General features: G+C 58.9%; 14 protein-coding genes. 6 read left to right on the forward strand and 8 right to left on the reverse strand.

Features of this window, described 5'->3' with window-relative positions:
* Window positions 1–9 precede the first annotated feature (9 nt).
* Window positions 10–774, forward strand: coding sequence for a helix-turn-helix transcriptional regulator (locus AF70_RS26140; protein WP_028940242.1), 765 nt, complete (start codon window positions 10–12; stop codon window positions 772–774).
* Here the strand turns inward: AF70_RS26140 and AF70_RS26145 are convergent.
* Window positions 771–1,379: a LysE family translocator gene (locus AF70_RS26145; protein ID WP_028940243.1), complete on the reverse strand. Its 609-nt coding sequence runs from the start codon at window positions 1,377–1,379 to the stop codon at window positions 771–773. The genes AF70_RS26140 and AF70_RS26145 overlap by 4 nt on opposite strands.
* A 104-nt stretch (window positions 1,380–1,483) precedes the next feature.
* Between AF70_RS26145 and AF70_RS26150 the strand changes: the two genes are divergently transcribed.
* Window positions 1,484–2,410: a LysR substrate-binding domain-containing protein gene (locus AF70_RS26150; protein WP_028940244.1), complete on the forward strand. Its 927-nt coding sequence runs from the start codon at window positions 1,484–1,486 to the stop codon at window positions 2,408–2,410.
* Here AF70_RS26150 and AF70_RS26155 read toward each other — a convergent pair.
* Window positions 2,400–2,741, reverse strand: coding sequence for a hypothetical protein (locus AF70_RS26155; RefSeq protein WP_028940245.1), 342 nt, complete (start codon window positions 2,739–2,741; stop codon window positions 2,400–2,402). The two genes, AF70_RS26150 and AF70_RS26155, sit on opposite strands and share 11 nt — an antisense overlap.
* A gap of 508 nt (window positions 2,742–3,249) precedes the next feature.
* Between AF70_RS26155 and AF70_RS26160 the strand changes: the two genes are divergently transcribed.
* Window positions 3,250–4,209, forward strand: coding sequence for a hypothetical protein (locus tag AF70_RS26160; RefSeq protein WP_028940246.1), 960 nt, complete (start codon window positions 3,250–3,252; stop codon window positions 4,207–4,209).
* Between the two features lie 148 nt (window positions 4,210–4,357).
* On the opposite strand, the gene AF70_RS26165 is transcribed toward AF70_RS26160, so the two are convergent.
* The 5 genes from AF70_RS26165 to AF70_RS26185 form a co-directional block, all read right to left on the reverse strand.
* Window positions 4,358–5,377, reverse strand: a complete 1,020-nt coding sequence (locus tag AF70_RS26165; protein ID WP_019579417.1) for a branched-chain amino acid aminotransferase — start codon at window positions 5,375–5,377, stop codon at window positions 4,358–4,360.
* Between the two features lie 190 nt (window positions 5,378–5,567).
* Window positions 5,568–6,953, reverse strand: coding sequence for a dihydrolipoyl dehydrogenase (gene lpdA / locus AF70_RS26170; RefSeq protein WP_028940247.1), 1,386 nt, complete (start codon window positions 6,951–6,953; stop codon window positions 5,568–5,570).
* A 3-nt stretch (window positions 6,954–6,956) separates the two neighbouring features.
* Window positions 6,957–8,231: a dihydrolipoamide acetyltransferase family protein gene (locus AF70_RS26175; protein WP_028940248.1), complete on the reverse strand. Its 1,275-nt coding sequence runs from the start codon at window positions 8,229–8,231 to the stop codon at window positions 6,957–6,959.
* Window positions 8,232–9,290, reverse strand: a complete 1,059-nt coding sequence (locus tag AF70_RS26180; RefSeq protein WP_019579414.1) for an alpha-ketoacid dehydrogenase subunit beta — start codon at window positions 9,288–9,290, stop codon at window positions 8,232–8,234. It abuts the gene before it with no gap.
* 1 nt (window position 9,291) lies between these two features.
* The gene (locus AF70_RS26185) at window positions 9,292–10,527 is read right to left on the reverse strand and encodes a 3-methyl-2-oxobutanoate dehydrogenase (2-methylpropanoyl-transferring) subunit alpha (protein ID WP_019579413.1); all 1,236 of its coding nucleotides are present in this window, start codon (window positions 10,525–10,527) and stop codon (window positions 9,292–9,294) included.
* A 185-nt stretch (window positions 10,528–10,712) separates the two neighbouring features.
* Between AF70_RS26185 and bkdR the strand changes: the two genes are divergently transcribed.
* Window positions 10,713–11,201, forward strand: coding sequence for a Bkd operon transcriptional regulator BkdR (bkdR, locus tag AF70_RS26190; protein WP_017339472.1), 489 nt, complete (start codon window positions 10,713–10,715; stop codon window positions 11,199–11,201).
* Window positions 11,202–11,269: 68 nt separating this feature from the next.
* Here bkdR and AF70_RS26195 read toward each other — a convergent pair whose 3' ends face one another.
* Window positions 11,270–12,133: an MBL fold metallo-hydrolase gene (locus AF70_RS26195; RefSeq protein WP_019579412.1), complete on the reverse strand. Its 864-nt coding sequence runs from the start codon at window positions 12,131–12,133 to the stop codon at window positions 11,270–11,272.
* A 103-nt stretch (window positions 12,134–12,236) separates the two neighbouring features.
* On the opposite strand from AF70_RS26195, the gene AF70_RS26200 reads away from it, so the two are divergent.
* Both AF70_RS26200 and AF70_RS26205 read left to right on the forward strand, forming a co-directional pair.
* Complete coding sequence (locus AF70_RS26200) at window positions 12,237–12,572, forward strand: helix-turn-helix transcriptional regulator (protein ID WP_026331709.1); 336 nt, start codon at window positions 12,237–12,239, stop codon at window positions 12,570–12,572.
* A 42-nt stretch (window positions 12,573–12,614) separates the two neighbouring features.
* The gene (locus AF70_RS26205) at window positions 12,615–13,421 is read left to right on the forward strand and encodes a sulfite exporter TauE/SafE family protein (protein ID WP_028940249.1); all 807 of its coding nucleotides are present in this window, start codon (window positions 12,615–12,617) and stop codon (window positions 13,419–13,421) included.
* Window positions 13,422–13,435 lie beyond the last annotated feature (14 nt).

A 13,435-nucleotide genomic window follows, 5' to 3' on the forward strand; every position in this document is an offset into this window, starting at 1 on the left:
GAGCGAAATATGAACGCAGAACAACATGACGTTGGCGTCTCTCAAGTGGCCGCAGCGATTGCAGAGCCTGCGCGGACGAAAATCCTCTGTTCGCTGATGGATGGCCACGCCCGCACCAGCACCGAGCTGGCGGCGGTTGCCGAAGTCAGCGCCTCGACCGCCAGCGCGCACTTGGCAAAACTCAAGGAGCTGGCGCTGGTGCGTTTGCACGTTCAGGGCCGTCACCGCTATTACAGCCTCGCGGACAAACGCGTGGCCCAGGCACTCGAAGCACTGATGGTGATCGGCCAGAACGCCGCGCCGACGTTCAACACGCGCACCCCGGACCGCCTGCAATTCGCCCGCACCTGCTACGACCACATGGCCGGCACGCTGGCGGTGGTGCTGCATGACCGGATGATCGACGCGGGGTGGCTGCTGCAAACCGATGAGCAGGCTTATCGATTGAGCGACAGTGGTGAAGCGTTGTTCGAAGGATTGGGCATCGACGTCAAAGACCTCGGCACTTTGCGCCGCCGCTTTGCCTGCCCGTGCCTGGACTGGAGCATGCGTCGGCCGCACCTGGGCGGTGCCTTGGGCGCGGCGTTGTTGCAAACGGCGATCAAACGCCAATGGGTGACGCAGGACCTGGACAGTCGGGCGTTGGCGTTGACGGCAGTGGGGCGAAAGGAACTCGGTCGCCGGTTCGCCGTTGAACTGCCGATTCAGGGAGCGACAGCGCCACTCACATCCACCGAGAACAGGCGCCGCGTGATTGCCAGTCCTGCGACTTAACGACTGGTCGAGGCCATGAGTACGCCAAAACCGGCGAAGGTCACACCCGAAACTTTCGCGGTCAGCCATGAACCTTTCGGGCTCGACAACCAGCCTTTGGCGGAATTGGCGAGCAAGGCATAGCTGCCGTGCACCAGGATTACCAGTACGCCGTAGGAGGCGACCAGCTTGATGAACTGGCTGTAGAAGTGCGCCGAAGTGTCGATGAATTGCGGGAACACCGCCAAAAAGAAAAACACCGCCTTGGGGTTCAGAAGCTGCATCGAAGCCGCTTCAAGGAAGCGATAACCCGGGCTTGAGGGGCGCGTTTCAAGCAGCGTGCTGAAACGATCCGAGCGCCAGCTTTTGTAGCCCAGGTACAACAAATAGGCAGCCCCTGCGTATTTCAATGCGGTAAAGGCATTCGCGGAGGTGCTGAGTATCAGGCCAACACTGGTGGCGCTGATGGCAGCGACGACAAATGCCCCCGACGCGATCCCCAGAATGCCCGGCACGGCGCCCCTCCAACCGTGGCGCACCGCGTTGGACAGGGTCAGGACCACGCCCGGCCCCGGGCTCAAAATGGTCAGGGTGGCGAAGAGTACAAAGAGTCCGTAACTGTTCATGGCTTGCTCCGTCAGTGGCGTTGGCTGCGTGTTGGCAGATTGGCGTGGCGGCGAGAGTGTGACAAACGCTTTAATTGCAGCGCATAGGTGACTAAATTAGACACATGATAAATCTATTACCGCCCCTTAATGCCGTTCGCGCCTTTGCCGTTGCTGCTCGTCATCAGAGCTTCAGCCTGGCGGCCGAAGAGCTGCATGTCAGCCACAGTGCCGTCAGCCGGCACATCAAATTGCTCGAGGAATACCTGGGGGTGCTGCTGTTTGAGCGGCGTATCCGTCAATCGGTGCTGACGCCGGCCGGCCAGCGCTTCTATGAACAGGTCAGCGCCGGGCTGTCGCAGATCGCCAATGCCGCCACTGCGCTCAAGCAGCATGCCTCGCTGCCTACGGTGAAGATCAATGTGCGTCCGTCTTTCGCCATGCTTTGGCTGACGCCCAGGCTGGCGGACTTCGTTGCGCAGCACCCCGGCATCAAGCCGCAGGTGATCACCCAGACCCAGGCACCCGATCAGGCACGCGACGGGTTCGATATCGTCATTCGCCGTGGTCGTGACGATTGGGCTCCGGCGATTGAGGCGCGAGCGCTGTTCGAAGACGAACTGTTGCTGGTCGCGGCGCCATCGCTGATCGAGCGCCTGCCACTTGAAGACCTCACGTCCCTGAGTCGGCATACATTACTGACCGCCAAGGCACGTCGCGAAGACTGGCACAATTGGGCCATGCACTTCGGTCAATCCCAGTCAGCCACTCAGGTAACCCGGCAGTTTGATCACATGCACCTGGTGCTTCAGGCCGCTGTGGATGGACAGGGCATTGCCCTGTGCCCGACCTCTTTGCTGGGCAGCCATATCTCGAGCGGACGCCTGATCTGCCCGTTACCCGAGTTGCGCATGCCGTTGCCGCGTTATTACTACGGTGTTGCGCCGGACGTGACGGCGCACACGCGGATCTTTGTGGAGTGGTTGTTTGCCCGGATCGCTCAGGATGAGCTGAGTTGGCAGACACCTCGTGCCGTGACCGCTACGCCCTGAAGTCCCAGACGATCTCCACCACCCGCACCGCGAGCACCAGGTAAACCAGACCCAGGATGATCTGGAACGCCATGTGATACGGCAACCTGGACAGCCGACGCAAGCCGTCGCTGACACTGAGCAGCATCAGCAGTGCTGACGTTGCAATCAATCCCCAGCCGGCGAGGTTTGAGGCGAGCATTCCCATAAACAGCTGATGACCGCCGTGCAACGCGTTGGTGCCCGCCGCGAATAGCAGGGCGCACACGAGCAGGTTCTTGATGTTGTCGAACACTTGCGTGGTGAAGTCTGTTTCCAGCAAGGCCAGATACTTTCGCCAGAATTTACTCATGGTTTTGGTGGCACCTGTTGATGGCGGTTGCACGTGGCAAGTCTAGTGACGAATTGAGAAGCAGGGCGCTGATTTGATCCGATTCGACGAGGGGCATGCAGACGACTTGCGCGTAGGTTCGTAATTGCTATCACCCATTGGGCGCTCGCTGCGGCGATGAAACTATTTTTACCCGCGCAATTCTGCAATGCGGTCAGGTTATGTTGTCCATTTTTCAAGGCGCACTTCACCAACGGAAGGTCATTGTGTCAAACTGCTTGTGCGGTGGCTATGTGCCATGGCTGGTGCAGTAGGCCAATTTCAGGAGCTCGTGGTCTCGGCTTTTATAGCGGCCAGCCAGTAGAAAGGAGCCTGCTGCGTCCGTGAAAACAAATGGGACTAACGATGTTTGTTCTGGGTACCGTTGTTTTTGGTGATGATTTGTTATCTTGGCCATTACATGTCTGATTGTTTGGTGGCATTCTGAACTCCGTTGGGTAGCCTGCAATTTAACACCTGGAATATATCGATGAGAGTGTTTTTTTTAGGCTGGAAAGCTCGATACGAGCAAATTATGATTGATGGTCTTGCTGAAAAAAATAATGTGCATATGTTTCATGTTCCGACTTATGCCAAAAGAATCAACCGTGCTGTAAGGTCATTTCAAAAGAAAGTTCCACTAAGTGTGTCCGTCTCTTGGCTTGGTAAGTTGGTCAATGCAGGTAAGTTTGTAAGTGCTGAAGATATACTGGTTTGTAATGAGGGGCAAGTTAAGCGCGGATTAAACCCTAGTGTTATTAGTACTTTCAGAGGCGTGAAGGTCCTTCTGATCAGAGATTTGGTTGATGCGCCGTTTGTAGAAGAGATGAAAGGGCTTTTTGACAAAATCTACAGCTTCGACCCCGATCAGTGCAGGTCATTTGGTATTGACTATTTGGAACAGTTCTTTCCTTTCAATGCTGAAGCTGCAAGAAAACTGAGTGCAAAAAGGCAGGGATCTGCCAGTTGTACTAGTTGTTTTTTTCTCGGTAGGGATAAAGGTCGGGCTCGCCTGATAGAAGGCATTGCTAATGATCTCGAGTCCTTAGGGTGTAGCATTAAATTTCAAATCGTGAAGGATGACTCATCCACCTCAATATCAAAATATCATACTGACGCAGTATTGCCGTATGAAGAAAATCTTCAGATGGTAATTAATGCAGATGTGCTGATAGAGATCAACCAGCCAGGGCAATCTGGCCTCACTCTTCGAGCCTTAGAGGCTGCATTTTTTGACAAAAAGCTAATTACTACCAATGAAACAGTCAGGGAATTAGGTTTTTATGATCCTAGTCGTTTCTATGTTTTAGAAGTATTTGACAAGGAAGCTATTTCTCGATTTTTGGCGTCACCCTCAAAACCGATTGATTGGCAAGCCCTGAAAAAGCATTGTCCGGAGACCATGCTTGAACGTTTACAAGCACTGCAAGATTCCAGCAGGCGCGCATAAACGCGCGCAAAACCACTGGTGACCTATTGTCGCCAGCGAGTGATAGGGAATGAGCACACATAGTCAGTCATACTTTGCGCAATAAAAAACCCACCCACCGCCAAAGCGATGGATGGGCTATGTGCCGCTTAGAGCAGGTCCGGTCAGATCAAACCTTGACGATCCAGCCCGCTGGCGCTTCGATGTCGCCGGTCTGTACACCGGTCAGCTCTTTGTAGAGCTTCTGGGTGACCGGGCCGACTTCGGTTTCGCTGTGGAACACGTGCAGCTTGTCCTTGTAGCTGATGCCACCGATCGGGGTGATCACCGCGGCAGTACCGCATGCACCGGCTTCCTTGAAGTCGGACAGCTTGTCGATGAACACGTCACCTTCAACCACTTCCAGGCCCAGACGGGTCTTGGCCAGTTCGATCAACGACAGACGGGTGATGCCCGGCAACACCGAAGGGGAGTTCGGGGTGACGAACTTGTTGTCGTGGGTGATCCCAAAGAAGTTGGCCGAGCCGACTTCTTCGATTTTGGTGTGGGTCATCGGGTCCAGGTAGATGGCGTCGGCGAAGTGCGCCTTCTTGGCCTGGGAGCCTGGCATCAGGCTGGCGGCGTAGTTGCCACCGACCTTGGCCGCACCGGTGCCTTGTGGGGCGGCACGGTCGTAGCTGGAGATCAGGAAGTTGTGCGGGGTCAGGCCGCCCTTGAAGTAGGCGCCGACCGGGATGCAGAAGATCGAGAAGATGAACTCGGGTGCGGTACGCACGCCGATGTTGTCACCCACGCCGATCACGAACGGGCGCAGGTACAGCGCGCCGCCGGTGCCGTAAGGCGGGATGAAACGCTCGTTGGCGCGGACCACGTCCTTGCACGCTTCGATGAACTGTTCGGTGGACACCTGCGGCATCAGCAGGCGCGCGCAGCTGCGTTGCATGCGGGCGGCGTTCTGGTCCGGGCGGAACAGGTTGATCGAACCGTCCTTGCAACGGTAGGCCTTCAGGCCTTCGAAGCACTGCTGGCCATAGTGAAGGGCCGTAGACCCTTCGCTGATGTGCAGCACGTTATCTTCGGTCAGGGTGCCTTTGTCCCACTCGCCATTACGCCAGTGCGACAGATAGCGCTTGTCTGTCTTGATGTAGTCAAAACCCAGCTTGTCCCAATTGATGCTTTCGTTACCCATGACACCCTCTATCACTTAACAACCGTCGAAACGGTTCAAGGCTTCTGACATTTTTCTGGATGGGGACAACAATACTTCATTCCGGGCCTAAATCGCAGCCCGGATTACGAACTCCGCGACCATCGATGCACCTCGTTGTAGCAGCTGCCTCGCGGTGCTCGACAGCTGCTACCAAGGGTTGCGTTAGTCTTTAAAGGTGCAGGGCATGGCCCAACGCACGCAACGCCGCTTCCTGCACTGCCTCGCCGAGCGTCGGATGCGCGTGGATGGTGCCGGCGATGTCTTCCAGCCGGGCGCCCATTTCGAGGCTCTGACCGAACGCCGTCGACAACTCCGAAACACCCACACCCACCGCCTGCCAGCCAACAATCAGATGATTGTCACGCCGCGCCACGACCCGCACGAAGCCGCTTTTCGACTCCAGTGTCATCGCCCGGCCATTGGCGGCGAACGGGAAGCTGGACACGATGCAGTCCAGCCCCGCAGCCTTGGCCTCGTCCGGGGTCTTGCCGACCACCACCAGTTCCGGGTCGGTGAAACACACGGCGGCAATGGCGGTCGGGTTGAATTCGCGGTGTTTGCCGCTGATCAGTTCGGCAACCATCTCGCCTTGGGCCATAGCCCGGTGGGCGAGCATCGGTTCGCCGCTCAGGTCGCCGATGGCGTAGACGTTGCGCATGCTGGTCTGGCAACGGTTGTCGATCTTGATTGCCGAACCGTTCATGTCCAGGTTCAAGGCTTCGAGGTTCCAGCCCTGGGTGTTGGGTTTGCGACCGACGGCCACCAGCACCTGATCGGTTGCAAGATTCAGGATGTCGCCGTTCGGGTCGCGAACATGAAGTAAATTTCTTTGAGAATCAAAGCCTTCAACGCTGTGCTTCAAGTAAAGCTTCACGTCGAGTTGTTTGAGTGCTTCGTGCACCGGATGGGTCAGTTCGGCATCGTAAGCCGGCAGAATACGATCCTGCGCCTCGACCACGCTGACCTCGGCGCCGAGCTTGCGATAAGCAATCCCCAGCTCCAGACCGATATAACCGCCACCGACCACGACCAGTCGTTTCGGCACGCTTTTCGGCGCCAGGGCTTCGGTGGAGGAGATGATCGGCCCGCCAATTGGCAGCATTGGCAGGTTGACGCTTGTCGAACCGGTGGCCAGCACCAGGTGTTCGCACTGAATCCGCGTGTCGCCGACTTCAACGGTTTTACCGTCGATCACTTTCGCCCAGCCGTGAATGACCTGGACCTTGTGTTTCTTTAATAGCGCCGAGACGCCAGTGGTCAGGCGATCAACGATGCCGTCCTTCCACTCGACGCTTTTGCCGATGTCCAGGGTCGGCGCCGATACGTTGATGCCCAACGCCGAGTACTGGCTGTGGTGCTGTGTCTGGTGGAACTGTTCGGCGACGTGGATCAACGCCTTGGACGGAATGCAGCCGATGTTCAGGCAGGTGCCGCCCAGCGATTGGCCTTCCACCAGAATGGTCGAAATGCCCAACTGACCGGCACGGATCGCCGTTACATAGCCGCCAGGGCCGCCGCCGATGATCAGCAGCGTAGTATTTAGAGTCTGTTGCATTCCTTACTCCACAAACAGCGTTGCGGGTTGTTCGAGCAAGCCACGAATGGCCTGGATGAAGAGCGCCGCGTCCATCCCATCGACCACGCGGTGATCGAAGGAGCTGGAGAGATTCATCATCTTGCGGATCACGATCTGGCCTTTGATCACCATTGGCCGTTCGACGATTTTGTTCACGCCGACGATCGCCACTTCCGGCAGGTTCAGCACCGGCGTGCTGACGATGCCGCCCAATGCGCCGAGGCTGGTCAGGGTGATGGTCGAGCCGGACAGCTCATCGCGGCTGGCCTTGCCAGTGCGTGCAGCCGTGGCCAAACGGGAGATTTCCGCGGCGTTGTCCCACAGGCTGCGGGCTTCGGCGTGACGCACCACCGGCACCATCAAACCGATGTCGGCTTGCGTGGCGACGCCTACATGCACCGCGCCGAGGCGGGTGATGACCTGGGCTTCGTCGTCGTAGCGGGCGTTGATCTGCGGGAAGTCGCGCAGGGCCACGACCAGGGCGCGCACCAGGAACGGCAGCAAGGTCAGCTTGCCACGGGTCGCGCCGTGTTTTTCGTTCAGGTGCGCACGCAATTCTTCGACGGCGGTGACATCGATTTCTTCAACGTAACTGAAGTGGGCGGCACGCTGGGTGGCGTCCTGCATACGCTGGGCGATCTTGCGGCGCATGCCGATCACCGGGATTTGCTGTTCGTCGTTGCGCTGGGCGTAAGCGGCGGTGGCCGTCGATGCGTTCGACTGACCCTGAGCCAGATAGGCTTCGAGGTCTTCGTGCAGAATCCGCCCGGCAGGGCCGCTGCCACGCACCAGGCGCAATTGAATGCCCAGGTCCAACGCATGTTTGCGCACGGCCGGGGAGGCCAGCGGACGTTCATCGGCTTCACGCGCGACCATCGGTCCTTGGCAAGCGGCAGCCGGACGCGGGGCCGCTGCAGCCGGTTTGCTTTCTACGACGGCTTCAACTTTTGGCGCCGCCACAGGTGCTTCTTTAATAACAGCCGCTGGCGCAGTCGATTCCTTAACGTTGCCCGCGCCTTCGACTTCAATGCTGATCAGCACGCTGCCGACCGCCATGACTTCGCCTGGCTGTCCGCCCAGTGCAATCACCTTGCCGTGCACCGGCGAGGGGATGTCGACCATCGCCTTGTCGGTCATGACATCGGCCAGCACCTGATCTTCGACGACCATGTCGCCGACCTTGACGTGCCACTGAGACAATTCAACTTCTGCAATGCCTTCGCCAATGTCCGGCATTTTAATAACGTGCGTGCCCATTCAGACCTCCATGACCCGTTTCAAAGCCGCGCCCACACGGGACGGGCCAGGGAAATACGCCCACTCTTGCGCGTGCGGGTAGGGGGTGTCCCAACCGGTGACGCGCTCGATTGGCGCTTCCAGGTGGTGGAAGCAATGCTCTTGCACCAGCGCGACCAGTTCGGCGCCGAAACCGCAGGTGCGGGTGGCTTCGTGCACCACCACGCAACGTCCGGTTTTCTTCACCGACTTGACGATGGTTTCCAGGTCCAGCGGCCACAGGCTGCGCAGGTCGATGACTTCGGCATCGACGCCGGTTTCTTCAGCGGCGACTTGCGAGACATAGACAGTGGTGCCGTAAGTGAGCACGGTCACGTCCTTGCCCGGGCGGGTGATGGCGGCAACATCCAGCGGTACGGTGTAGTAGCCGTCCGGCACTTGCGCGGCGGGGTGTTTCGACCACGGGGTTACCGGGCGGTCGTGGTGGCCGTCGAACGGGCCGTTGTACAGGCGTTTTGGCTCGAGGAAGATCACCGGGTCATCGTTTTCGATGGAGGCGATCAGCAGGCCTTTGGCGTCGTAAGGGTTGGATGGCATCACGGTGCGCAAGCCGCAGACCTGGGTGAACATCGCCTCGATGCTCTGGCTGTGAGTCTGGCCGCCATAGATGCCGCCGCCGCAAGGCATGCGCAGGGTCATCGGCGCGGTGAACTCACCGGCCGAGCGATAACGCAAGCGCGCCGCTTCGGAAATGATCTGGTCCGATGCCGGGTACACGTAGTCGGCGAACTGGATCTCGGCCACCGGCCGCAAACCGTAAGCACCCATGCCCACGGCGACGCCGACGATGCCACTCTCGGAGATCGGCGCATCGAACACCCGGGAGGTGCCGTACTTGGTCTGCAGGCCTTCGGTGCAACGGAACACACCACCGAAATAGCCGACGTCCTGGCCGAACACCACGACGTTGTCGTCACGCTCAAGCATCACATCCATGGCCGAGCGCAGGGCCTGGATCATGGTCATGGTGGTCGTGGTCATGGCGGTTTCCAACTGAATATTATTGTTGTGATCGTTCATGTCAGATCCCCAACTCCTGACGCTGGCGCTTCAAGTGCTCCGGCATCTCTTTGTAGACGTCTTCGAACATGGTCGCGGCGCTCGGAATCTGGCCGCCGGCGAGGGTGCCGTACTGCTCGGCTTCTTTCTGTGCGGCGATCACTTCGGCTTCCAGTTCGGCGCTGACGGCGGCGTGTTCCTCTTCGGACCACTGACCGATTTTGATCAGGTGCTGCTTGAGGCGCGCAATCGGGTCACCCAACGGGAAGTGACTCCAATCGTCGGCAGGACGGTATTTGGAAGGATCATCGGAGGTCGAGTGCGGGCCGGCACGGTAGGTGACCCATTCGATCATGGTCGGGCCGAGGTTGCGCCGTGCCCGTTCGGCAGCCCAGGCGGATGCAGCGTAGACCGCGTAGAAATCGTTGCCATCGACCCGCAGGGAGGCGATGCCGCAACCGACGCCGCGTCCGGCAAAGGTGGTGGCTTCACCGCCGGCAATCGCCTGGAACGTCGAGATCGCCCACTGGTTGTTGACCACATTGAGGATCACTGGCGCACGGTACACGTGGGCGAAGGTGAGGGCGGTGTGGAAGTCCGATTCAGCAGTGGCACCGTCGCCGATCCACGCCGAGGCGATTTTGGTGTCGCCCTTGATCGCCGAAGCCATGCCCCAGCCCACCGCCTGGACGAATTGGGTGGCGAGGTTGCCGGAGATGGTGAAGAAACCGGCTTCCTTGACCGAGTACATGATTGGCAACTGACGGCCCTTGAGCGGATCGCGCTCGTTGGACAGCAGTTGGCAGATCAGGTCCACCAGCGGCACTTCGCGGGCCATCAGGATGCTTTGCTGACGGTAGGTGGGGAAACACATGTCGTCGATGTTCAGGGCCAGGGCCTGGGCGCTGCCGATGGCTTCTTCGCCGAGGCTCTGCATGTAGAACGACATTTTTTTCTGGCGCTGGGCGACCACCATGCGGTTGTCGTAGATCCGCGTCTTGAGCATGGCGCGCATGCCTTTACGCAGGATCTCGACGGGTACGCCTTCAGCCCATGGGCCGAGGGCATTACCCTGGTCGTCGAGCACGCGAATCAGGCCTCTGGCCAGATCAGCGGTATCGGCCGGTTCTACGTCGATTGGGGGTTTGCGCACCGTGCCGGCATCGGTCAGATGCAGGTAGGAGAAGTCGGTTTTGCAGCCGGGACGGCCCGAAGGTTCGGGAACGTGCAGGCGCAGCGGTTCGTACGCTTGGTTCATGGCTTCTACGCTCGATCTTGTGAATTTCTTGTAGTGAGCTGGCAGTCATTCTTCGGTAAAAGAATTCTTGTCCTACAACAATCATAGGCCGGGCCAAGAAGAATATTTCTCTGTGTTTCGTTGCGCTGGAGGCTATTTGAGGATAAAAAATCTGCATAAACATAAAAAACAGGTGTTTTTATCTCATGCGCAAACTGGACCGTACCGACATCGGCATTCTCAACAGCCTTCAGGAGAACGCGCGCATCACCAACGCCGACCTCGCGCGCTCGGTGAACCTGTCGCCCACGCCATGCTTCAATCGGGTCAAGGCGATGGAAGAATTAGGGTTGATTCGCGAGCAGGTGACGTTGCTGGATGCCGACTTGCTGGGGCTTCATGTGAATGTGTTCATTCACGTCAGCCTGGAGAAGCAGGTGGAAGAGGCATTGCAGCATTTCGAAGAGGCGATTTCGGATCGCCCGGAAGTGATGGAGTGCTATCTGATGGCCGGCGACCCGGACTATTTGATCCGTGTGTTGGTGCCGACCATCCAGTCGCTGGAGCGCTTCATGATGGACTTTCTGACCAAGGTGCCGGGGGTGGCGAACATTCGTTCGAGTTTTGCGCTCAAGCAAGTGCGCTACAAGACGGCGCTGCCGTTGCCGGCGAATGGTCTGACTCTGGCCAATTGAAGATCGCGGCTGTAGCGGCTGTAGCGGCCGTAGCAGCTGCCTCGCGGTGCTCGACAGCTGCTACGGGGCTAGAGTTGGTTCAGGGGGATCTTCAGGTAAGTGACGCCATTGTCTTCCGCGGGCGGCAAATTCCCCGCCCGCACATTCACTTGAATCGCCGGCAGCAACAGCGTCGGCATGCACAAACCGGCGTCACGCTGAGTGCGCATCGCGACGAAGGAGGCTTCGTCGACGCCGTCGTGAATATGAATGTTGCTTTTGCGCTGCTCGCCAACCGTACTCTGGCATTGCGGGGCGCGGCCCTCGGGCGGGTAATCGTGGCAGACGAAGAGGCGCACGCTGGCGGGGAAGGCCAGCAGTTTGCGGATCGAGGCGAACATCTGGTTGGCGTTGCCGCCGGGGAAGTCGCAACGCGCGGTGCCGACGTCCGGCATGAACAACGTGTCGCCCACCAGAATCACATCGCCGTCGATCAAATAAGCCATGTCTGCCGGAGTATGCCCTGGCACATGCAGGGCCGTGGCCTTGAGGTTGCCGATGCGGAATGACTCGTCCGGCGCGAACAGGTGATCGAACTGCGAACCGTCGACCCTGAATCCCGGCTCAAGATTGAACAGCGTCTTGAACACCCCCTGAACCTTGCTGATCGACTGACCAATCGCAATCTTGCCCCCCAGTTCCCGACGCAGATAAGGCGCGGCCGACAGGTGGTCGGCGTGGGCATGGGTTTCCAGCAGCCATTGCACCTGCAACTGGTGTTGGCGAACGAAGGCGATGATCTTGTCGGCCTGGACGGTCGAAGTGCGCCCGGCGGCGGCGTTGTAATCGAGCACCGGATCGACAATCGCGCAGTGCCCGCCATCGTGCTCGTAGATTACGTAGCTGTAGGTCGACGATGCAGGGTCGAGGAAGGCTTCAATCAGCGCAGACATGGGCAGGAACCTGTGGAAAGGGCAGGAGGGAAATAACCGGTTGCAACACTTTATGTTTAAACATAATGTCCGCAGCTTAAGTGACGTCGAAGGCATCCTGCAAATGCAATCCAGTCTGACCGAATGTGAAGTCGCCCAGCTCCGGGCCTCGGCCTCCAAGGCGTGCGCGCTGCTCAAGGCCTTGGCCAACGAGGACCGCTTATTGATTCTCTGCCAGCTGACCCAGGGCGAGCGCAACGTCGGCGAGCTGGAGAAAATGACCGGCGTGCGCCAGCCCACACTGTCCCAACAGCTGGGCATCCTGCGCGACGAGGGATTGGTCGCGACCCGTCGTGAAGGCAAGTACATATTCTATGGTTTAGCCAGTCACGAAGTGATTCAGGTGATGAAGACGCTGTCCGGGCTGTACTGCGGAGCGGTGCTGAAAAGCTGGGGCTGATCCCGGCGCCGTGTCGACAGGAACGACTGAAGAGAAAACTCTATGTTGTTGGCAAGTTTTTTTGGTCTGGTCATGGGCCTGGTGCTCGGCTTGACCGGAGCCGGTGGCGGTATTCTTGCGGTGCCGGCCTTGGTACTCGGGCTGGGTCTGAGCATGACCCAAGCGGCGCCCGTCGCCTTGTTCGCGGTGGGCAGTGCGGCGGCGGTTGGTGCGATCGACGGTTTGCGCCATGGCCTGGTGCGCTATCGCGCGGCGTTGTTGATTGCTTTGCTCGGCGCGGTGTTTTCGCCGGTGGGCATCTACTTCGCCCATCAGTTACCGGAAAAGATCCTGATGATTCTGTTCAGCCTGCTGATGGTCATGGTGGCCTGGCGGATGCTGCGCCCGGAAAAGCTCGACGCCGGCCCGAGCGATCACGGCCACGCCAACTGGGGCCAGAAAAACTGCATGCTCGATCAGCAGACCGGGCGTTTTTCCTGGACCGCCAAATGCACCGCGACCCTTGCCGCGCTCGGCGCGGTCACCGGCGTCGTCTCGGGGTTGCTCGGGGTCGGTGGCGGTTTTCTGATAGTGCCTGCGTTCAAGCAACTGACCGATGTACAGATGCGCGGGATCGTCGCCACGTCGTTGATGGTGATCAGCCTGATCTCGATCATCGGGGTGATTGGCGCGTTTCACGCCGGGGTGCGGATCGATGGTTTGGGCGTGTCGTTCATTGTCGCCAGCATCGTCGGGATGATCCTTGGCCGAAAACTCTGCGCGCGGGTGCCGGCCCGAGGGTTGCAGATCGGCTTTGCCAGCGTCTGCGTGGTGGTAGCCGTTTACATGCTGTTTAGAGCGCTCGCCTAGCGCGCACCGGTTCC

It is taken from the genome of Pseudomonas sp. KD5 (genome assembly GCF_012932895.1).
Lineage (GTDB): Bacteria > Pseudomonadota > Gammaproteobacteria > Pseudomonadales > Pseudomonadaceae > Aquipseudomonas.

Excerpts from the sequence above, each read along its gene's own strand:
- AF70_RS26180 (WP_019579414.1), bottom strand. The coding sequence starts at position 9,290 with ATGAACGATCACAACAATAATATTCAGTTGGAAACCGCCATGACCACG.
- AF70_RS26195 (WP_019579412.1), bottom strand. The coding sequence starts at position 12,133 with ATGTCTGCGCTGATTGAAGCCTTCCTCGACCCTGCATCGTCGACCTAC.
- AF70_RS26200 (WP_026331709.1), top strand. The coding sequence starts at position 12,237 with ATGCAATCCAGTCTGACCGAATGTGAAGTCGCCCAGCTCCGGGCCTCG.
- AF70_RS26175 (WP_028940248.1), bottom strand. The coding sequence starts at position 8,231 with ATGGGCACGCACGTTATTAAAATGCCGGACATTGGCGAAGGCATTGCA.
- AF70_RS26150 (WP_028940244.1), top strand. The coding sequence starts at position 1,484 with ATGATAAATCTATTACCGCCCCTTAATGCCGTTCGCGCCTTTGCCGTT.
- AF70_RS26205 (WP_028940249.1), top strand. The coding sequence starts at position 12,615 with ATGTTGTTGGCAAGTTTTTTTGGTCTGGTCATGGGCCTGGTGCTCGGC.
- AF70_RS26140 (WP_028940242.1), top strand. The coding sequence starts at position 10 with ATGAACGCAGAACAACATGACGTTGGCGTCTCTCAAGTGGCCGCAGCG.
- AF70_RS26160 (WP_028940246.1), top strand. The coding sequence starts at position 3,250 with ATGAGAGTGTTTTTTTTAGGCTGGAAAGCTCGATACGAGCAAATTATG.
- AF70_RS26185 (WP_019579413.1), bottom strand. The coding sequence starts at position 10,527 with ATGAACCAAGCGTACGAACCGCTGCGCCTGCACGTTCCCGAACCTTCG.
- lpdA (WP_028940247.1), bottom strand. The coding sequence starts at position 6,953 with ATGCAACAGACTCTAAATACTACGCTGCTGATCATCGGCGGCGGCCCT.
- AF70_RS26145 (WP_028940243.1), bottom strand. The coding sequence starts at position 1,379 with ATGAACAGTTACGGACTCTTTGTACTCTTCGCCACCCTGACCATTTTG.
- AF70_RS26165 (WP_019579417.1), bottom strand. The coding sequence starts at position 5,377 with ATGGGTAACGAAAGCATCAATTGGGACAAGCTGGGTTTTGACTACATC.
- bkdR (WP_017339472.1), top strand. The coding sequence starts at position 10,713 with ATGCGCAAACTGGACCGTACCGACATCGGCATTCTCAACAGCCTTCAG.
- AF70_RS26155 (WP_028940245.1), bottom strand. The coding sequence starts at position 2,741 with ATGAGTAAATTCTGGCGAAAGTATCTGGCCTTGCTGGAAACAGACTTC.